This is a genomic window from Propionicicella superfundia DSM 22317, from assembly GCF_000423465.1.
In the GTDB taxonomy this organism is placed as follows: Bacteria; Actinomycetota; Actinomycetes; order Propionibacteriales; family Propionibacteriaceae; genus Propionicicella; species Propionicicella superfundia.
On record NZ_KE384022.1, the window covers coordinates 437,098 to 455,405 of the forward strand.

General features: G+C 66.6%; 18 protein-coding genes. 10 read left to right on the forward strand and 8 right to left on the reverse strand.

Translation table 11 applies throughout. From position 1 onward, the window contains the following. The first annotated feature begins 163 nt into the window (after positions 1-163). A complete protein-coding gene (locus G555_RS0115585) occupies positions 164-1,309 on the forward strand; it encodes an aminotransferase class I/II-fold pyridoxal phosphate-dependent enzyme (protein WP_036923246.1) in 1,146 nt (381 codons plus the stop codon). A gap of 7 nt (positions 1,310-1,316) precedes the next feature. On the opposite strand, the gene G555_RS0115590 is transcribed toward G555_RS0115585, so the two are convergent. From G555_RS0115590 to efeU, 4 genes are all read right to left on the reverse strand, one after another. After that, positions 1,317-3,230: an NAD(P)/FAD-dependent oxidoreductase gene (locus G555_RS0115590; RefSeq protein WP_036923249.1), complete on the reverse strand. Its 1,914-nt coding sequence runs from the start codon at positions 3,228-3,230 to the stop codon at positions 1,317-1,319. Positions 3,231-3,511: 281 nt separating this feature from the next. Next, positions 3,512-4,861, reverse strand: coding sequence for an iron uptake transporter deferrochelatase/peroxidase subunit (gene efeB / locus G555_RS0115595; protein ID WP_084635324.1), 1,350 nt, complete (start codon positions 4,859-4,861; stop codon positions 3,512-3,514). Positions 4,862-4,905: 44 nt separating this feature from the next. Beyond that, on the reverse strand, positions 4,906-6,144 hold the full coding sequence (efeO, locus tag G555_RS0115600; RefSeq protein WP_211223279.1) for an iron uptake system protein EfeO: 1,239 nt from the start codon (positions 6,142-6,144) through the stop codon (positions 4,906-4,908). Further along, on the reverse strand, positions 6,134-7,729 hold the full coding sequence (efeU, locus tag G555_RS20590; protein ID WP_036923252.1) for an iron uptake transporter permease EfeU: 1,596 nt from the start codon (positions 7,727-7,729) through the stop codon (positions 6,134-6,136). Before efeU ends, efeO begins: the two co-directional genes overlap by 11 nt. Positions 7,730-7,925: 196 nt before the next feature. Here efeU and G555_RS0115610 point away from each other — a divergent pair, with 196 nt between their 5' ends. After that, positions 7,926-9,284, forward strand: coding sequence for an FAD-dependent oxidoreductase (locus G555_RS0115610; protein ID WP_028709576.1), 1,359 nt, complete (start codon positions 7,926-7,928; stop codon positions 9,282-9,284). A 67-nt stretch (positions 9,285-9,351) separates the two neighbouring features. Here the strand turns inward: G555_RS0115610 and G555_RS0115615 are convergent, their stop codons facing one another. After that, complete coding sequence (locus tag G555_RS0115615; protein ID WP_028709577.1) at positions 9,352-9,555, reverse strand: hypothetical protein; 204 nt, start codon at positions 9,553-9,555, stop codon at positions 9,352-9,354. A 383-nt stretch (positions 9,556-9,938) separates the two neighbouring features. On the opposite strand from G555_RS0115615, the gene G555_RS22915 reads away from it, so the two are divergent. From G555_RS22915 to G555_RS0115630, 4 genes are all read left to right on the forward strand, one after another. Continuing rightward, positions 9,939-10,043, forward strand: coding sequence for a helix-turn-helix domain-containing protein (locus G555_RS22915; protein WP_211223280.1), 105 nt, complete (start codon positions 9,939-9,941; stop codon positions 10,041-10,043). A 156-nt stretch (positions 10,044-10,199) separates the two neighbouring features. Then, positions 10,200-11,087: a sce7726 family protein gene (locus G555_RS22035; RefSeq protein ID WP_084635326.1), complete on the forward strand. Its 888-nt coding sequence runs from the start codon at positions 10,200-10,202 to the stop codon at positions 11,085-11,087. A 7-nt stretch (positions 11,088-11,094) separates the two neighbouring features. Then, positions 11,095-12,045: a sce7725 family protein gene (locus G555_RS0115625; protein ID WP_028709578.1), complete on the forward strand. Its 951-nt coding sequence runs from the start codon at positions 11,095-11,097 to the stop codon at positions 12,043-12,045. Beyond that, on the forward strand, positions 12,038-13,096 hold the full coding sequence (locus G555_RS0115630) for an RES family NAD+ phosphorylase (protein WP_028709579.1): 1,059 nt from the start codon (positions 12,038-12,040) through the stop codon (positions 13,094-13,096). The genes G555_RS0115625 and G555_RS0115630 overlap by 8 nt, the downstream gene beginning before the upstream one ends. Positions 13,097-13,305: 209 nt before the next feature. On the opposite strand, the gene G555_RS0115635 is transcribed toward G555_RS0115630, so the two are convergent. From G555_RS0115635 to G555_RS0115645, 3 genes are all read right to left on the reverse strand, one after another. Beyond that, positions 13,306-13,845, reverse strand: a complete 540-nt coding sequence (locus G555_RS0115635; protein ID WP_028709580.1) for a putative immunity protein — start codon at positions 13,843-13,845, stop codon at positions 13,306-13,308. Positions 13,846-13,963: 118 nt separating this feature from the next. Next, positions 13,964-14,971 (reverse strand): MerR family transcriptional regulator, encoded by a 1,008-nt coding sequence (locus G555_RS0115640; protein ID WP_028709581.1) that lies wholly within the window; start codon positions 14,969-14,971, stop codon positions 13,964-13,966. Further along, a complete protein-coding gene (locus tag G555_RS0115645; RefSeq protein ID WP_028709582.1) occupies positions 14,972-15,646 on the reverse strand; it encodes a HEAT repeat domain-containing protein in 675 nt (224 codons plus the stop codon). It abuts the gene before it with no gap. Positions 15,647-15,836: 190 nt separating this feature from the next. On the opposite strand from G555_RS0115645, the gene G555_RS20595 reads away from it, so the two are divergent. From G555_RS20595 to G555_RS0115675, 4 genes are all read left to right on the forward strand, one after another. Next, positions 15,837-16,592, forward strand: coding sequence for a hypothetical protein (locus G555_RS20595; RefSeq protein WP_211223281.1), 756 nt, complete (start codon positions 15,837-15,839; stop codon positions 16,590-16,592). Between the two features lie 102 nt (positions 16,593-16,694). Further along, positions 16,695-17,708: a ParB N-terminal domain-containing protein gene (locus G555_RS0115665; protein WP_028709584.1), complete on the forward strand. Its 1,014-nt coding sequence runs from the start codon at positions 16,695-16,697 to the stop codon at positions 17,706-17,708. A gap of 48 nt (positions 17,709-17,756) precedes the next feature. Beyond that, positions 17,757-18,005: a hypothetical protein gene (locus G555_RS0115670; protein ID WP_156887596.1), complete on the forward strand. Its 249-nt coding sequence runs from the start codon at positions 17,757-17,759 to the stop codon at positions 18,003-18,005. Then, positions 17,971-18,308 (forward strand): recombinase family protein (locus tag G555_RS0115675; protein ID WP_169337941.1); only part of this gene is annotated, 338 nt, incomplete at its 3' end. The genes G555_RS0115670 and G555_RS0115675, both read left to right, overlap by 35 nt.

The window sequence follows — 18,308 nt, forward strand, 5'->3', positions numbered from 1 at the left end:
CGCCGATGTGCGCACTATGGCCGCCCCTCGGCGCCGCAGACGGTACAAAAGGCCGCATCCCGGGCGAGTGGGGCGGTGGACCGGAGCCATTCGGTACACAAGTCCGCAGGATGCGGGCCGAGCGCCCGCCGGGCTGCCACCCGTCCACTGTTACCGTGACGCAATGCATCTCGTCAGCAGGATGGGCCATCACGAGACGACGATCTTCACCGAGATCAGCGCCCTCGCGGTGCGCCACGATGCGGTGAACCTCGGGCAGGGGTTCCCCGACACCGACGCCGCACTGCGGGAGGCCGTCGCCGCAGCCCTGGAGTCCGGCCAGAACCAGTACCCGCCGCTCTCCGGTCGTCCCGACCTGCTGGCGGCGATCGCCGCCCACCAACGTCACTGGTACGGGCTCGAGGTCGACCCCGCGTCGCAGGTCCTCGTCACGGTCGGCGCGACGGAGGCCGTGGCCGCCACCATCCTCGCGTTCTGCGAACCGGGCGACGAGGTGGTCATGTTCGCCCCCTTCTACGACGCCTATGCCGGAGTCGTCGACCTGGCCGGCGCGGTGCGCCGCACCTGCCCGCTCGCGTTCCCCGACTTCGCCGTCGACGAGGACGCGCTGCGCGCCGCGTTCACCGACCGCACCCGGCTCGTGCTGCTGAACACGCCGCACAACCCGACCGGCAAGGTGTTCAGCCGCCCCGAGCTCGAACTCATCGCGAGGCTCGCGGTCGAGCACGACGCGTGGGTGGTCACCGACGAGGTGTACGAGCACCTGACCTTCGGCGTGCCCCACGTGCCGATCGCGACGCTGCCCGGGATGGCCGAGCGGACGCTCACCGTCTCGTCGGCGGGCAAGACCTTCTCGGTGACCGGATGGAAGGTCGGCTGGGTCACCGGCCCGGCGCCCGCCGTGGCAGCCGTCGCCGCGGTGAAGCAGTACCTCACCTTCGGCGCGGGCGGGCCGTTCCAGGCCGGTGTCGCCGCCGGGCTCGGCCTCCCCGACGAGACGTTCCACTCCCTGCGAGACGCCCTGCAGGCGAAACGGGACCTGCTGGTGGACGCGCTGACGTCCCTCGGCCTGCCCGTCGCCGTTCCGGCCGGAACCTACTTCGTCGTCGCCGACATGGCTCCGCTCGGGGTCACCGACGCGCTCGCCCTGGCCCGGGAGCTTCCCGCCCGCGCCGGGGTGGCGGCGATTCCCGTGACGGTGTTCCACGACGATCCCGATGCGGATCCGACCCTGCTCCGCTTCGCGTTCTGCAAGCGGGACGACGTCCTGCGCGAGGGCGCACGACGCCTGTCCCGCCTGCTCGGCTGAGCCCGCCTCAGAGGCTGCGCGCCAGGTGGAACCCCTGGTGGACCGCCTTGAGAATGCTGTCGGGCTTCACGGCGTCCCCGATGACGGAGACGTCGACCCGCCCGGCGAGCTGCTCGTACAGCCCGTCGTTGGGGGTGTACCCGGCGGCGATCACGTAGGTGTCGGCCTCGATGCTCGTGGTCTGCCCGTCCTTCAGGTAGGTCACGGCCTCCTCACCGAGGTCGGTCACCCGCGCGTCGGTGATGAACGCGATCTGGGAGTCCTCGAGCAGTTGAGCGAGGGCGAGCTCGTTGTTCCGGCAGTGCTCGACGCTCATGAGGATCTTCGGCAGCGTCTCGATGACCGTCACGCTGTCGGCTCGCTGCGCACACATCGCGGCCGTCTCACAGCCCACGAGACCGGCGCCGATGATCACCACGCGGGCACCGTGCTCCGCGCGCCCGGTCAGCAGATCTCCGGCCGTCACGACCTTCGGTCCGTCGATACCGGGAATGGGCGGCATCGCGTGGTGGGCGCCCGTCGCGAGGACGACCTTGTCCCACCCGCCGGCGAGGATCTCCTCGGCCGTCCCGTCCTTCATCGTCCGCACGGTGACATGGCTGCGGAAGGTCTTGTTCGTCAGATAGGTCGCGTAGTCGGCGACGTCGGACTTGAACGACGGACCGCCCGCCGCCCACAGCGTCCCGCCGAGCCGCGCGCCCTTCTCCCACAGCTCGACCTCGACGCCACGTTCCGCCGCCGTGATGGCGAACTCCATCCCGCCGGGGCCGCCGCCGAGCACCAGCGCCCGCTTCGGCGCGGTCGCGGGGGTGACGGGGAAGAAGTCCTCGGCGTAGCACTGCGGGTTGACGGCGCACTGGTAGTGACCGCCCTTGAACCCGGCGAAGAGGCACTCGTTGCAGCCGATGCACGGGACGATGTCGTACGCCTCGCCGCGTTGCACCTTGTTGACCCAGTGAGGCTCGGTCAGGGCGCCGTGCGCGAGCCCGATGAAATCCGCCTTGCCCTCCTGCAGGACGCGCTCGGCGATGTTCGGGTCGTTGAGCTTTCCGACCGCCAGGACCGGGATCGACACGACCTTGCGCACCTCCGCCGCGAGCCAGGCCTGCGACGGCGCATGCTGGTACACGGTGGGGATGGCCTTGTACCACGCCTCGTAACAGCCCATGTCGACATGGAGCGCGTCCACGCCCGCCTCTTCGAGGATCCTCGCCATCTCCAGGCCCTCTTCGAGTTCGCGGCCGCCCGGGACACCGTGGTAGGGGGTGAACTTGTACAGGATCGGGAAGTCGGGGCCGACGGCCTCGCGCATCGCCGTGACGCAGTCGAGCCCGAACTTCATGCGCGCCCGCAGGTCACCGCCGTACTCGTCGGTGCGGGTGTTCCACAGGGTGGAGCAGAACTGGTCGAGCAGGTAGCCGCCGTAGCCGTGGACCTCGACGGCATCCGCGCCCGCGGCCTTCGCCGCCGCCGCGCCCGCGCCCATCTTGACGACCAGATCCTGAATCTGTTCGACGCTCAGCGGCTTGCACATCAGCCCGGGGAACCAGTACGACTCGACTTCGCTCGCCGCCAGCGGGGCCACCTCCGCCGCGAACGGCAACTGCATCCGGCCCAGCCCGACCGTCAACTGGACGCACAATTTCGCGTCATTGGCGTGAATACGCCGCGCCAGCCAATTGAGCTGCTGCACCGAGCGGACCGAGCCGAGGATGTTGCAGGCCTTCTGCTCGTAATCCGTGGACACTTGATTCGCGCCCGTGATGATCAGGCCGAAACCGCCGATCGCCCTTTCCTCGAGATAGCGGATGGAGCGGTCGTGAAACGATCCGTCCTCCTCGGTCGTCGTGCCCATGGGTGCCATGAACACGCGGTTCTTCAGAGCCATCTTGCCGATCCGGCCCGGTTCCAGGAGTTTCACCGGAATTCCCTTCCAAGAAACGGGCGGCGCGTACAACGCACGTCAGCCTGTTCCCGCACAGACCGTCCCCGGTTTTCCCGCCGCAGCCATGCAGCGTTTCCGGGGGCACCGCCCACAGTCGCCTGCTTCAGGGTAGGCAGTGGTGCACGAGAGATTTCGCCGGCATCGCGAAAGCCGACAAATGAGCCGGGCGGATGGCTGCGGCGCAGGCCGGGGGGATCGCTGGCCTCGAACATGACCCAGGCGCACCGGAATGCCCGGCGTCGGTGAGCGATCGGGGTTCAGGCGAAGAGCGCCTGCCCGATGTACCCGCCGCGTGCCGGACCGGGCGGCACCGCGAACACGGCCGAGCCGATGTGCTGGATGTACTCGTTGAGCAGATCGAACCGGCCGAGCTTGTGCTGCAGGGTCACGAAGTGGGCGGGGTCGTTCTGATACGACACGAACAGGAGCCCGGCGTCCAGCAGTCCCTGCGCGTTGAGGCCGTCGGTGTAGTTGTAGGACCGCCGCAGGATCTTGACGCCCGCGTTGTTCTCCGGCGCTGCGAGAGCGATGTGCGACAACGGATCGATGACCGGGGTGCCGGAGTCGTCGGTGCGGACGAAGTCGGGCGTGTCGAACTCGGCGGCACCGCCGAGGGGGGCGCCCTCGTCCTTCGTCCGCCCGAACACCGATTGCTGGTCCGAGACGCGGTCGGCGTCCCAGCTCTCGATGGTCATCCGGATCTTCCGCACCACCTGGTAGGTGCCGCCGGCCATCCAGCCCGCATCGTCGAGCCACACGAACCGGTCATGCTCCGCCTCGCCGGTCACGTTGCGCGTGCCGTCCTTGAAGCCGAACAGATTGCGCGGCGTCTGCTGGCCCGCGCCCGCGCTGGCACGGCCGAATCCCATCACGACCCAGCGTGTCTGCGCGGTCGTCGTGACCATCCGGGCCAGGTTGCGCACGGCATGGTAGGCGACCTGCGGGTCGTCGGCGCACGCCTGCACGGACAGGTCGCCGCCCGACAGCGCAGGGTCGAGGCGGTCGCCCGGGATGCGTTCGAGGTCGGCCAGCAGCGCCGGCCGCTTGGACGCGAGCCCGAATCGGTCGTCGAACACTCCCGGCCCCAGCCCGACGGTCACGGTCAGGGATGCGGGGTTGAGGCCGACCGCCTCGCCGGTGTCGACACCGACCGCGTCGGGACGCGACGGCTCGACGACGCCGATCGGCAGCCCCTGCACCATCTGGCCGATCGCGGCCGTCCACCGCGCCAGCAGCACCTGGAGATCGGTCGTCGTCGCCGAGTCGGCGAGGTCGAAGGTCATGAACGTCGCGTAGCGCTGCGGCGGCGTCACGATGCCGGCCTGATGCCCCTGGTCGTAGAACGGCACGGCCGCGGAGAGATCCACCGCATCGGCCTCGTCGGAGGCCGTGTCCGCGCGGCCCGCCGAGTACGCCGCGGCGGTGCCTCCCGCCCCCAGCAGCGCGCCGGCGACGACGGATCCCGCCGCCCCCGCGAACAGGCCGCGTCGCGACAGTCCCCTGCGCGGTGACGCCTCGCGCGCCTCGGCCTCCTCGTGGTCGTGCACGCCCTCCGGGCCCGGCGGGGTCTCCGCCGGGCCCGGGATCGCGTTGTCCTCCTGCTGCATCGCTCGTCAGCTTCCTTCGGTCGATTCCTCCTGCCGGCGCGGGTTCAGTTGGCCGTGGCCACCTTCTCCGCGATCCGCTGCAACGGCTGCTGCAGCGCCAGCACCGTCTGGCTCAGCCCCTTGGCGTGCGTGGCGCGGTTGGCGGCCGTCCACGGGATGTATCCGCCCGCCGCCGTGCTGTCCTCGTAGGGAGCCAGCGCCTTGTCGACGCTCGCGAACTGGGCCGCGACCTCGGCGGTCAGCTCGGGATCGATCTTCTCCAGCCCCGGCTGCAGGCAGGCGAACGCCTGCTTGGCCCCCTCCAGGTTGGACGCGAAGTCGACGAGGTCGATGTGGCTGAACTCCTCCTCCTCGCCGGTGATCTTGTTCGCCTGCACCTCCTCCAGCAGACTCGCGGCGCCGTTGGCCAGGTCCTCCGGCTTGTAGGTGAGGGCCTTCACCAAGGTGACGAGCCTGCCCACGTTGGTCTCCAGACCGGCCGCGTAGCCCTTGGTCTCGTCGGTGATCCGCTGATCCTTGTACAGGGACCGCTCGACGGCGTGGAACCCCGACCAGCCGACCTTGTCGTCCAGGCTGGAGGCTCGCATGTCGATGAGGTAGTCGAGGTTTCCGGAGTTGTCGTCGACCGCGTAGCCGGAGAGGACGAACCCCTCGACGTCCGACTCGATCTTCTCGTAGAACGGGCGGGCCCGGACGTAGGCGGTCTTCGCCGCGTCCAGGTCTCCTGCGTCGACGGCCTTCCGTAGCGTCGACACGGCCGTCTGCAGGTCCTCGGCCTGCGTCACGACCCAGGCCGCGTACTCGGTCGTGCCCGCGGTGAGCACCTGGGCGGCGCTGCCGGTCGGCGCCGCCGCGGCCTCGCCCGTGACCGTGAACTGCTGCGTCTCGGGCTGCCCGCCGGGGCAGTACACCGTGTACGTGCCTCCGGACAGCGTGACGGTGAAGCTCGACGACGGCAGCCCCGGAGCCAGGTTCTCCTTCTCGCCGATGATCTTGAGGTCGCTCTGCAGCTCCACCTCGGTGATCGCGGTCGAACTGGCGTTGGTGACGGTGAAGGTCACCGGCCCGGCGGCGGCCGAGGCATGGTCGAGCGTGCAGGTGTCGCCCCCGTCGTTGCTCAGGGTGATCGCCACCTGGGCGGCGCCGTTCGACACCGGAGCGGCGTCGTCCGAGCCGGAGCCCGCCGCGGACGGCGCGGTGGCGGGGGCGCTACAGGCCGTCATGCCGACGGTCAGGGCGGTGGCGATGCTCAGGCCGAGCAGCGACCGGCGCTTACGCAACATTCGCATTTCTCCTTGTTGGGACGGAAACCGTGGCCTCTGGGCCGCGGGTTGGAGTCGACACCCGGCGATGGGCCCGCCAGGCGGTGAAGAGGACGACGAGGGCGGCCACAGCAAGCAGCATCGGCAAGGTGCGTCCCCAGAAGCGGCGCTCGACCACATCGGCTCGCAGCGTCGCGGCCGCGCTCGCGGCGGCACCGACGCGGTCGTCGGGAACGGCGAGCGTTCCGCCGGACACCGCCGCACCGCCGGGGACGTCCCCGGCCACGGTGAAGGTCCGCGACGTGGCCAGCCCGCCGCCGGTGAGCGTGACCGTGGTCACATCCGTCTCGGCGAGGTCGAGGATCTCCCCGCCGGCGAGCCACAGGCGGCGCTCCCCCGTGCGCGCCCAGGTCGCCGTGAAGGGGCCGGGGGCCTGTTGCGGGCTGACGCCGACCGGCAGGCGCCCGCCGTTGAGCTCGGCGAGCTGCGCGAGCGTCAGGGTCGACGGCAGGCCGGACACGGGGACGTCGAGCGTCAGCGCGTATTCGACGGCGTCGGGGACCCCCGCGTGCGCGACGGTCGTCCCGCCGCTGAGCTCCATGACCTCCGACGCCCCTGCGGCGACGATCCGGGCGGCGCCGTCCTCCAGGGCGACGCTCCCCACGGACGCCCCCGCGTCGTCCACCAGTTCGGCCGCGCCGAGAGCCGGCATCGTCGCAGGCCCGACGACGGCCGCAAGGACGACGGCCGCGACCCCGAGGACGGCGGCGACACCCGCGCGGATCCGGACCCCGGCGGCCGCGCTCGGGCGGTGACCGCGCGGCCAGAACAGGTACAGCGACATGGGAACGACGTAGGCGAGCCAGCCCACGACCTGGATGAGACGCGGGTCGGGCGGAATCCCGAGGACGCCGGTGAACAGGGATCCGCGGACGGAGCCGTTCGGGGCCAGCCAGGACAGGTCCACGGTCTTCTGCTGGCCGGCGTCCAGCCACCCGGCCTCGTGCGCGCTGCCCAGCGCGCTGACGACGAGCCCGGCCGCGACGAGGACGAGAAAACCACTGGTGATCGTGAAGAACCGACCGAGATTGAGCCGCAGCCCGCCGCTGTACAGGCCGTAGCCCACCGCGGCGGCGGCCAGGATGCCGAGGACTGCGCCCGCTGCGGCCGCCACGGGGTTCGTCGACGCTGAGAACGTGGCGAGGAGGAACACCGCCGTCTCGAAACCCTCCTTGAGCACGGCGAGGAACGCCATCACGACGAGCGCCCGGGTCGACCCCGCGCCCAGCGCCTCGCTCGCGGATGCCTCCAGCTCCTTCTTCATGCCGCGCGCGTGGGTGCTCATCCACAGCACCATCCCGGTCACGAAGACGACGGCGACAACGCCGATGACCGTCTCCATTCCCTCCTGGGCGGCCTGCGGGAGACTCGCCTCGATCAGTTGGAGCGCGACCCCGACCGCGAGGCTCAGCGCGACGGCTGCCGCGACGCCGATGGCCATCGGCGTGAGCGACCGGCCGTTCTTGCGCAGGAAGGCGGCGATGATGCCGACGATGAGGGCAGCCTCCAACCCCTCTCGCAGGCCGATCACAAAGGTCGCCAGCACGTCGCCTCCACCGTCGGGATCGGTGGGGGTGATGCCCCACCAATTAGTTAGGTTTGTCTAACCTTATTCACCATAGGCACCGCGGGCCACCTCGGGGAGAGGCTGCCCATGAGTTGGACGCCGCGCGGCGACGCGCGTAGCCAGACGTCATCCGCGCTTGTCACAATCTGGCCATGGCACAGTGCGGGCGCGCGTGATGGACGAGCCGAGACGAGTGGCGATCGTCGGCGCCGGGCCGGCGGGACTCTTCACCGCCGCCGCGCTCCTCACCGGCACCGATGACGACCTCTGCGTCGACATCTTCGACCGCCTGCCCACGCCGTTCGGGCTGCTCCGCTACGGGGTCGCTCCCGACCACGCCGGCATCAAGGCCGTCGCCACGACCCTCGCGAGAGTGTTCGACGCACCCCGCGTCCGGTTCCTCGGTCTGGTGGACCTCGGCGGGAACGTGACCGTTCCCGAACTGCGAGGCGGCTACGACGCCGTCGTGTACGCGATCGGGGCGGAGGACGACCGGCACCTGGGCATCCCCGGCGAGGACCTTCCCGGGAGCCGCTCGGCCCGGCAGTTCGTCGCCTGGTACTCAGGCCACCCCGATGCGACACCGCAGCCGCTCGCGGACGTCCGTCGCGCCGTCGTCGTCGGTGTCGGCAACGTCGCGGTCGACGTGGCCCGCATCCTGCTCAAGGATCCGGCCGAGCTCAGCGCGACCGACATGCCCGACGCCGTCCTCGCCGAACTGCGCACCGCGCGGATCGAGGACGTCTGGCTCGTCGGGCGCCGCGGCCCCGAGCACGCGAGCTTCACGACGCCCGAACTGCGGGAACTGCTGCACACGGCCGGGGACGGTGTGAGCGTGACCGGCTGCGATCTCGGCGCCATCGACACCGACGCCCTCGACCGGCGCGCCCGCGCGAATGTCGCGGCGATCGCGGACGCGGCGGACATCCGGAGCCTGACCGCATCCCGGCGACTGCACCTGGTGTTCTGGCACCGGCCGGTGGAGATCCTGGGTGACCGGCACGTGGAGGCCGTTCGGCTGGAGCCCGCGGACGGACCGGGCGCCGGCGCCGCAGACGGTCCTCCCGACGCCGTGATTCCCGAAACCCGGCCCCCGGCCTCCGGCGAGCTGACGGTCCCCGCCGACCTGGTGCTCCGCTCGATCGGGTATCGCGGCGTCCCGCTGCCCGGCGTCCCGTTCGACGACGGCCGCATCCCCAACCTCGAGGGGCGGGTGCTGGAACTCGACGGGTCGGCGCGCCCGGGGGAATACGCGGTCGGCTGGATCAAGCGCGGGCCGGTGGGCCTGATCGGCAGCAACCGGAAGGACGCCGCCGAGACGGCCGGTCACGTCCTGGAGGATCTCGCCACTCTGCCGCGGCGGCCGCTCAGCGACTTCGTCGCCACCCTCGCCGGGCGCGGTGTCCGGCCGAGCACCCTGGAGGACTGGCGCCGCATCGATGCCGCCGAGATCGCCCGCGGCTCGATCCGCGGCCGGGAGCGCACGAAGGTCGAGGCATGGCACGACCTGCTCGCCCTGGTCAGCCGCGCATGACGGTTCCCGCCCCGGGTCGAACGGGACGGGAACCGTGGTCTTGGGGCACCGGATGACCGGGCCGCGGTCACGCCGTGAGGTAGGTCTTCACGTCTTCGCCGGTGTAGGCCTTCCAGATGAACAGGTTGAAGAGGCGGGAGCCTCTCACCGTCGGCGACCCGTCCGCTGCGCTGCTCGACCGCCCTCCCCGGCCGCTCGGACCGCCCGGGGACGGCTCCGCGCACCAGGCGTCGTCGACGAGATCGGGCGTAACCGCCAGGTTGCGAGGCATACGAGGCCCGGTGGCCGGGCCGCTCCGGGGTGACCGCCACGTTGCACGGGTTATCCGGCCCGGATCCGGCGCCGTATGCCTTGCAAGGTGGCGGTCACCGCTGGGAGGCCGCGTCCACCGGGGCGGTATGCCTCGCAACCTGGCGGTCAGTTCCTGCGAGGCATCGGCGATCGTGACAAGCCGCAGCAACACGCATGGTGGCGCAGCTCGTCGGACTTGAACCGAACGAACTGCTTCGGTTCAAGCGGCTGGAAGCGGTGTGGGATCAGGCGAGGCGGGGTGTCTGCGACAACCGGACGGCACGGCGGGAGCAGGACTTTGACGTCGTCACGGAGCCGAGCAGACCACCGAGAACGCCTCCCACGCCGGAGGAAGTGGACGCTATGAGAACGGCGAAGGCCAGCGGCGAGAGTGTCCGCTCGATCGCCGAGCGGTTCGGCAAGCACCGCAGCACGGTGTGGCGGTACACGAAGGGCTCCGCTTCCTGATGTGCGCCGAGCCTAGACGCCGCGCAGCCCCGGCACGGATACACCCGACAACCGCCGCAAACCTGGCGAGCCATCCAAGGCACGAGCGCTGGTCGCACGATACTCTTGGAGGGATCAGAAGGTTAGCACATCGTCAGAGCAAAGGAGGGAGAGCGCATGGATATCGACAAGAATGAGGCATCAGCGCTGAGCCGCCTTTTCTCCGCGACAGTGCTTCGAGACCTTGGCACGCAGGCTCGTTCTCCGTTGTTTACTAGGCTACTCGACCGCACCCGTCTCGCTGCCTATGCGTCACCCGAGGCGACGGTCGGGACAGTTTTCGACCAAGCATTCGAACTGCTGAGCAAGTCCAGATTCCGTGATGATTACGTCTATCGCGCCGCAATCACAGAGAAGATTCTTCTCGGGCGGCACAGCCTGAACACTGCAACGCTGCTGAACGAAGTCCGCGCGGGATCATGCAAAGCGGACGTGGTAGTTCTAAACGGAACATCCACTGCATACGAAATAAAGTCTGAGCGAGACTCTTTAGCCAGACTGCGAAACCAAGTATCTAACTATCGTCAGGTTTTCGCCACAGTGAACGTAGTCGTCAGCGAGTCGCATCTTTCCGGCGTGCTCAAGGTCACACCTGAAGATGTTGGAGTCATCACGCTATCCGAACGTTTCAGGTTCCAAACGGCTCGAAAAGCGCAGAACAGACCCGAGCGCGTCGTCCCCACAATGGTTCTTAAAGTCCTGCGCATCGAGGAGGCTACTGCGATCCTGAGTCGGCTCGGGCACAAGGTTCCTCGCGTGCCAAACACTCAGATTCGTTCAGAGCTTGACCGGATCTTTGCCGGTCTGGATCCGGCTGCCGTCCATGAGGAGATGGTGAGAGCCCTCCGGACGGGCCGTTCCCAAGCCAATCTTGCCTCGTTCATCAACTCCATACCTACTTCGATTCGAGCGGCTTCTCTGGCCGCAAAGCCGACCCCCAAGAGCAGAGTCCGCATCAAGGAAGCTGTTGACACTCCGCTAACTGAGGCTCTTGCCTGGAAGTGAGGATCACATGTACTACCCGTACTTCCGGGGCAAGCAATTTGAGCTAATCGCCATTCGCGAATCGGCGCGCCTGATCGCAGATTCTGGTTTCGTTCCAATCATCGAGCCAGTCCGTGAGTCTCTGGGAGGCCTGGAGAAGGCCCTTAGCTCCTTGGCTGATGTCGGTGCCGAAGCGGTCGTAGTGGTCAACCCACGCCACGGCGACCATCGCGAGAACGGCGAGAACATTGCTGGGCTTCTGGAACAGGCCTACCGAGGAAACGACGCGATAAGTGCCGGAATTCTCCTTACAACCGAAACAAGCCTGACCCACGCGGTAGAGCTGGCAAGAAAGTTCAGCGCTGATGGAACGACTCTGATCCACGCTGGATTTACCGATTCTCGGGCGCTGTCGGATCAGCTCGCAGGTGATGCGGCGCGCTTTCGCAACGTCTTCCTGGAAGATCAAGCAAACCGTCTCTACAGGAGGCACTTCCTCGGAAGACCGAGAATTCTGGTTGGCGACGGATTCGTTCAGATGAAGAACGCAGACTATCCGCCCATTGAGGCGTTCTCAGACCTCCACATCACCTACCCAGAGCAGGGAATGGACGGATACGGGGACTTTCTCACGGTCGGAGACAACTACAGCGAGGGAGGCGGTCCGGCATATGCGGTAGCTATCCATCTGACCTTCATTGACCCGAACCAGGATGACGCAATGTTCATCTACCACTTCAAGTCTGATACGAACGATACCCCTACCGACCCGGCCGGAAAGTTCGCTCAGGCCTTGCGCAAACTGATTGCCAAACTCGATTCTGGCGACTCTAATCTTCTCGAAACTAGCGCGGTTCTTGAGTTTCGAGCTCTGCATGAGCGGGGTCATTTTCCCGGATTGGGCTATGTAAAGAAGCTCTCAATCAAGCACCATTTGGAGACACTCGCCAGCTACCACTCCGCCGACAGCAATGGCTAAGAAGTACTGCTGTGCAGATTGTTTCGGAGATCCGGGACTGACCCGGAGCATCATCCCGAAGGTCATCGCTGACGGTACCGGCCAGTCTCGCGACGGTGACTGCGGTTATTGCGGAACCAGGAACACCACCACTATCGACCCTTCCGCGTTGAGCCAGTGGTTTGAGATGGTGGTCGACTGCTATGCGGCCGACGGTGAAGGCAGGTCTCTGGCGGCGCTTCTGGCGGAAGATTGGCGGCTTTTTGATCACCCTGCGATGGATGAAGCGCACGCCAAGGAGCTTCTCGCTGAGATCCTCAACGACGGTGAGATCGTCCGGCAGTCCTTCGTCCCCATTGATTTGCTGGTCGATGAGACGCCTCAACGATGGGAAGATCTCCGCGACGAGATGATGCACCGTAACCGTTGGTTCCTCGACGAGCCAATTGATCTCGACCGCTTGGCCGAGTTGCTAGAGCAGCTAATCGCGCCAGCGGATGCACTTACAGAGATCACCGACCTGTGGCATCGCTCGCGCTTGCTCTCCGACGACAAGCCTCTTCCTCTCGATGAGATGGGCGCCCCGCCTGCTCATCTTGCTGGGCACGGACGCGCGAACCCTGCAGGAATTCGGTACCTGTACCTCGGCTCAACTGCCAAGACGGCCGTTTCTGAAGTGCGCCCGCACACCGGAGAGAAGGCGTGTGTCGCAAGCTTCCAGGTGCCTTCCATCCTCGCTGTGGATCTCCGAGACCCGCGAAAAAGCGCTTCCCCCTTCATCCTCGAAAACGCGGAGCAGATCGCAGCACTCCGATCTGGCCTGCCGTTGTTGGAGCGGCTAGGTGAAGAACTTACGAAGCCTGTGCAACCACGCAGCGCCGCGTTTGAGTACATACCAAGCCAGTACCTGTGTGAGTTCATCAAGAAGCGCGGGTATCAAGGAGTCATCTACCGAAGCTCCGTCAGCGACGGCGTCAACTTGGCTCTCTTCTTTCCGGAACTCGCTTCCCCGCTGGAAGCGAAGGTCGTACTCGTCGACCGCGTAACGGTCGACATTGCAGGTGTCCCATGACCCGAATCAGAACCGCACCCGCCCGCACCCTTTGAACTGCCACACGTCTTTCAGAAGACGTGCGCGGCCGATCAGGCTCGCCACTTCGCCGGTTCGTGATGTCCCTCTGCCGTGCGCCGCACCGCTGTCTGAAGCTTCCCGCGCAGGCCCACTTTTTAGACGGCACGCCTCTTGCAAGTCGAGGCCAGTTGGGTGCGCTTGGAAGGAGGTCAGCCTGCGGCGACATCGTTGGACAGCTCGGCTTGAATCTCGCGGATCGTCACGGCGAGCACGCCCGATGCCAGGAGTCCGGTTCCTAGCGGCCCGGATGAGTTCTCCCCGAGCAGGGGCAACTTCGACAGCGCTGCTCGAACGTCGGGTGTCATGTGGTCGATCTGCCAGCGGACCTCGTTACGGCGTGCGGTCTCCTGGTTGGCCGCCGCGAGTGAAGCGGCCTTTGCGGCGTACGCGACAGCATGGGCTCCCATATGGGCCACGCCCGAAGCTTGTCCGGCAGCGCGAGCGGCTGCTACCGCTGCGGGTGACTTCACCGATTGCGCCGCACGCCCGGCGTCGAATCTCCGCTTGATCTCGCCAGCGGTATCGAGTTCGCCGCGACCATAAGCACGGGTACGTTCGATATCATCCCTCGCGCGATCATCCTCGGGGGCCTCAACCTCGAACAGTGGCAGCACCCGTTCTGCGCAGTCCGCAGCCCAGAGCGCGACGAGACGCCGGTCGGCGTCGTCGAGTGTCTGCGGAGAGGGCATAGATCGATTCTTTCAGCAAGCACTGAAACCCCATCTGCAAGACGCGTGGCAGCTCAAACGTCGGTGCTGGCGTTCGAGGCGGTCGGTTCGTTCGTGGAGCACGTTGAGCGCCCTGCGGCTATGCCTGGTCGTTCTTGGCTTGCGTGTCGAGGATGAATCTGGCGGTGAGTGCTGTGGCGCGGTCTTCGTCATCGAGAAGCGACGTCAGCGTGTCTCTTGTCGCGTCCGGCGGAAGATCGTTCAGTGCGCCGACCAAGCGCCGGCGGGCGTCGGGTTCTGCGGTCTTCAACGCCTTTGCCAGCGCGGCCATGACTTGATGGATTTGCTCGTCGCGGAGGGCGAGTTCTGTGAGCGCGTCAGCGGCCTCAACATCGTCCTGACCGGTGCTGATGAGTCCGATCAGTGCGGCGATGGAGCCTTTTCTACCGTGTTGCGCGCGGGTGATAATCGCGCGGTTTCGGATACGAAGATCCTCATGTTTCGTCAATCCCATGATGACCCGCACGGCGGCAGGGGTGTCGAGTTTCACCAGGGCATCGAACGCGCGACGCCTCCGCTCGCTATCCGGGGAGTCCAAGGCCTGGGTAAGAGCAGGGATCGCTGCGTCCCCGCTTCGGGCGATCGCCCATTGCAGGGCACCGGCAGCGTCTTCAGTGTTCTCGCGCAGCATGGCCTCGACGAGTACGGGAACATCTCTCTGGTCGGGTTCCGCCGCTTTCAAGGCCAGTTGCTGTCGATGTGAAGGGCTTGGTGATTCCAGCCCTCGGATGAGTCCGATGGTGTGCAGGACGTCAGCCCAGGTTTTCGGGGCGGTGGCCTGCACGTCTTCCAATCGCTGCACCAGCTCCTGCCCCTGCGTGATCTGCTCCCGCGTGCGTTCGATGACGTTCTCGACCATCACTGCGGGATCGAACGCGCGATCATCGATCACGTCCGCGATCTGAGCAAGACTCAACCCCAGAGAGCGCAACCCTTCGACGTGGAACAGCCGACGCATATCGCTCTCGGAGTACTCCCGGTATCCACCCGTTGTTCGCTCTGACGGGGACACCAAACCGATCCGGTCATAGTGACGCAGCATCCGGGCACTGATACCCGAACGCTGCGCCACCTCACCGATCAGCAACTACTGCTCCTTCACCGTTGGTGCCCCACGAAGAGCGACAACCCGCTTCGCTTCCGCGATCGCCGCATCGAACCCCTCATCAGGGTCAGCCATGATCGCCAACGTCGCCACAGCGTGCGCACTCACTGCCTGGTCTTGGCTGCTCGCCGCGTCTTCGACGACCGTCTCAGCAGCGGCTCCAAGGACGGCGAGCGCGCGACTGAGGCTACGTTGCGTCTCGCGATCTCCCCGCCCGAGTTCGCTGACCAGTTCCTCGGCCAGCTCAGCCTCGTGACCGGCAGGGACGAGTCCGGCGGCGGTACGCCATGCTGCACGAGCCACCTCGACGTTCTCGTCGTGGAGGAGATCCACGGTGATTGCAGCTCCCGTTGCAGGGTCACCGATCTTCGAGAGCGTATGCAACGCCTGGCTGCGCGCTTGAGCCGATGCGGAACGAAGCTGAGGCAACACGGCCGCCACCGTCAACGCAGGGTCATGCCGGGTCAACGCCCACGTCAGCATGTCCCGGACGAAGAAGTCCGGCTCCACCCCGCAACGCTCTACAAGCACCTCGATGTAGGACTCATCCGGCCGAGTGCCGGCCGTTAAAGCAGCCTGCAAGCGCGCCGACGCGGTGGTGACCGACAAGGCATCCCTCAGCCGGGTTCCTGGTGTGTCCGTTCTCATTTCGACCATCTCAATACCTCCTCAACCTACTTCACACCTTGTCACCGTGACAAGGTCAAACGTTCGGAGCGATCGAAAGATTCCTTCGCCTGGGCCTTGACCTTCGCACAGTGACAAGGCGTTGAGTCGATAAGCGAGGTGGGTTCCGCCACCGACGGGATGGCTGATACGCACCTCCACACGAGGAGGCGTGAAAGCCATGACCAAGACCACCCCACAACCAGATTCACCCGATCTACGAACTCGCCAGTTCCGCACCAGTGAAGGACTGCGCTGCCTGCTGTGCCAGCTCCACGAACACGGTGACCAAGCCTGGGCGCACGACCCTGTCGCGGCGGACCTCATGCAGTTCGTCTGCGACAAGTACGCCAACCTCGCCCGTAGGCATGAACTCGATCCGTGGGAAGCGGTCTCAGCAGCGTTCCAAGTCATGCGGGCGAAATCGACGCGGGAGGCCCGCGATCCCTGGGGCGTTATCACTCACGCGGTGCGGATCACCTGTATCTACGAAGAACGTGCGCAAGGCCTCCTCTGCTCGGTGCATCAGGCACGCCGTGCGCACGTCTCGTCATTCCGCGACCCGGATCGGTTCAGCACCCGCGTGCATCCGATCGTGGATGACCATCCGTTGTTGAAGACCATCGATGAGCAATACAACCGTGTCGAGGAGAGCGCAGATACCTCGACGCCGGTGCTTATTGCCGTCGCACGAGCCATCGAACTGCTCGTCCTGCTCGGCTGGCCTGCCGATGTCGCCCAGAGCGGCGTTGAGCAGATCTGTGATGCCCTCATGCGCACCGGTGCCCGGCACACGGCGTACGACGCGCTCCGCAAGGACAAGCAGGTTCGCGTGCTGCTCGACATCCGGCCCCATCGTGGATGGTGCTGCTGCGGGCGATGCTCGGACACCCAGAACCGATGTATGCCGCCACCAACGCCGGGCGCGGTGTCTTGATGCGGCTCCTCATCGGGGAAACCGTAGGGCTGCTGCTTGCGGACGACGATCTCGTCGTCGGCCTCTCCGAATCCGCTCCCGGAGCCGAGTGGTGAACGGGGCATGTCGGATAACAAGGGCATGGTTGGCCTGGAATGGGCGGTTCCCGCGATCCAAGTAGGGAACCGGCATCGAAAAGATCACGGCGACCTGAGTCCTCTCGTAGCGTCGATCAAACGGCTCGGATTACTGCAGCCCATCACCATCACGCCAGAAGGCTTCCTGATCTGCGGGGCGAGGCGTCTCGCGGCGATCAAACAGCTCGGCTGGAAAACGGTCCGCGTGTGGGTACGCTCCGGCCTCTCCGACCGACTCGGGCAGCTACTCGCTGAGCAGGATGAGAACGCGCTGCACAAGCCGTTCACACCGATGGAGGGTGCCGCCCTCTACCGGGAGCTGAAGGCGCTGCTTGCTGAGGATGCACAGAAGCGGCAAGAGGCCACGCAATTCAGCAGCGAGCACCGACCAGGCGGTCCCGCACGGTTTGCACCACCGGAACTCGGACCCACCGGGGCCGTGCGAAAGCAGGCCGCAACGATGGTTCCCGGCGGGGTCTCATATGCGACGTTCGACAAGATCGGATACCTCGAAAAGATCGCCACCGACACCACCATGCCCGACGATCTCCGGGCGAGAGCACGGGCGGAATTGGACCGAATCGAAGCCGGTGGAGCAGTCGGGCCTGCGTATGCTCGCGTCCACGATGAGGTCGAAGCATTACCCGGCAGCACGACCGCCGAATTGCACCAGCTCGCTGCGGAAGCACTCGCCCGAGCCAAGGCGGAGCGGCGGGCGAAGCGGAAGAAGATCCGCAAACCCGTCCCCATCCGCCGCAGCGACGGCCCCTTCCCGACACGGGCGTTCGTCCTCACTTGGGGTGAGCTGACGGACTGGTGGGAACGCTACGACCTCCACCAACTCGCCATCGAACTGACCGATGAGGAGATCGAGGGATTCCACGCCGCCCTCGACGGCAGCAACGCATTCGCCAAGCAGCTCGACGCCGCGCGCGAGGAAGTGCCACCGGATCAGCGTGGGCGGCAGACGGATCGACGGGCTCACCTGCGGGCGCTCTGACCATGACGGGTGCGGGGATTCCGGAGCGGGGGTGTGCACCTCTCCTCCATGCCCTTCTCCCGCACCACCGATACCGGCCGCCGCATCACCGCGACGCCGCGCGTGCTGGAGGAACCGGACACCGCCCGTCTCGTTGCGCTGGTGCTGCACCTCGCCGAACAGCTCCACCACGAAGAAGCCCAGGACCGCGCCATTCCCGCGCGAGACGATCAAACTAACGGCCCCGGCGACAGCACTGGCGAGGCCAAGGAAGGACAGCACGATGACCCTCTTACTCCCAGCACCAGCCGAGGCTGACGAGAAGCTCGCATTTACGGCGGTGACCTATCAGCGCGTCTCCACGAAGGAACAGGCCGCGAAGGGTGGCCGCGACGAGGGGTTCTCCATCCCGGCGCAACGCGAAGCCAACGGCCGCAAGGCTGAAGCTCTCGGTGCGCGGATTGTGGCGGAGTTCGTCGATGCTGGGGAGTCCGCCCGCTCCGCCGACAGGCCGGACTTGAAACGCATGCTCGACTACATCGCGAGCCATCAGGTGACGTATTGCATCGTCCACAAGGTCGACCGGCTCGCCCGCAACCGCCTCGACGATGTCGAGATCCA

What these genes read in the sequence shown, in the direction of transcription:
- G555_RS22035 (WP_084635326.1), top strand. Translation starts at nt 10,200, where the DNA reads ATGGATATCGACAAGAATGAGGCATCAGCGCTGAGCCGCCTTTTCTCC.
- efeO (WP_211223279.1), bottom strand. Translation starts at nt 6,144, where the DNA reads ATGTTGCGTAAGCGCCGGTCGCTGCTCGGCCTGAGCATCGCCACCGCC.
- G555_RS22915 (WP_211223280.1), top strand. Translation starts at nt 9,939, where the DNA reads ATGAGAACGGCGAAGGCCAGCGGCGAGAGTGTCCGCTCGATCGCCGAG.
- G555_RS0115630 (WP_028709579.1), top strand. Translation starts at nt 12,038, where the DNA reads ATGGCTAAGAAGTACTGCTGTGCAGATTGTTTCGGAGATCCGGGACTG.
- G555_RS20595 (WP_211223281.1), top strand. Translation starts at nt 15,837, where the DNA reads ATGACCAAGACCACCCCACAACCAGATTCACCCGATCTACGAACTCGC.
- efeB (WP_084635324.1), bottom strand. Translation starts at nt 4,861, where the DNA reads ATGCAGCAGGAGGACAACGCGATCCCGGGCCCGGCGGAGACCCCGCCG.
- G555_RS0115615 (WP_028709577.1), bottom strand. Translation starts at nt 9,555, where the DNA reads ATGCCTCGCAACCTGGCGGTTACGCCCGATCTCGTCGACGACGCCTGG.
- G555_RS0115635 (WP_028709580.1), bottom strand. Translation starts at nt 13,845, where the DNA reads ATGCCCTCTCCGCAGACACTCGACGACGCCGACCGGCGTCTCGTCGCG.
- G555_RS0115665 (WP_028709584.1), top strand. Translation starts at nt 16,695, where the DNA reads ATGTCGGATAACAAGGGCATGGTTGGCCTGGAATGGGCGGTTCCCGCG.
- G555_RS0115585 (WP_036923246.1), top strand. Translation starts at nt 164, where the DNA reads ATGCATCTCGTCAGCAGGATGGGCCATCACGAGACGACGATCTTCACC.
- G555_RS0115625 (WP_028709578.1), top strand. Translation starts at nt 11,095, where the DNA reads ATGTACTACCCGTACTTCCGGGGCAAGCAATTTGAGCTAATCGCCATT.
- G555_RS0115610 (WP_028709576.1), top strand. Translation starts at nt 7,926, where the DNA reads ATGGACGAGCCGAGACGAGTGGCGATCGTCGGCGCCGGGCCGGCGGGA.
- G555_RS0115670 (WP_156887596.1), top strand. Translation starts at nt 17,757, where the DNA reads ATGCCCTTCTCCCGCACCACCGATACCGGCCGCCGCATCACCGCGACG.
- G555_RS0115645 (WP_028709582.1), bottom strand. Translation starts at nt 15,646, where the DNA reads ATGGTCGAAATGAGAACGGACACACCAGGAACCCGGCTGAGGGATGCC.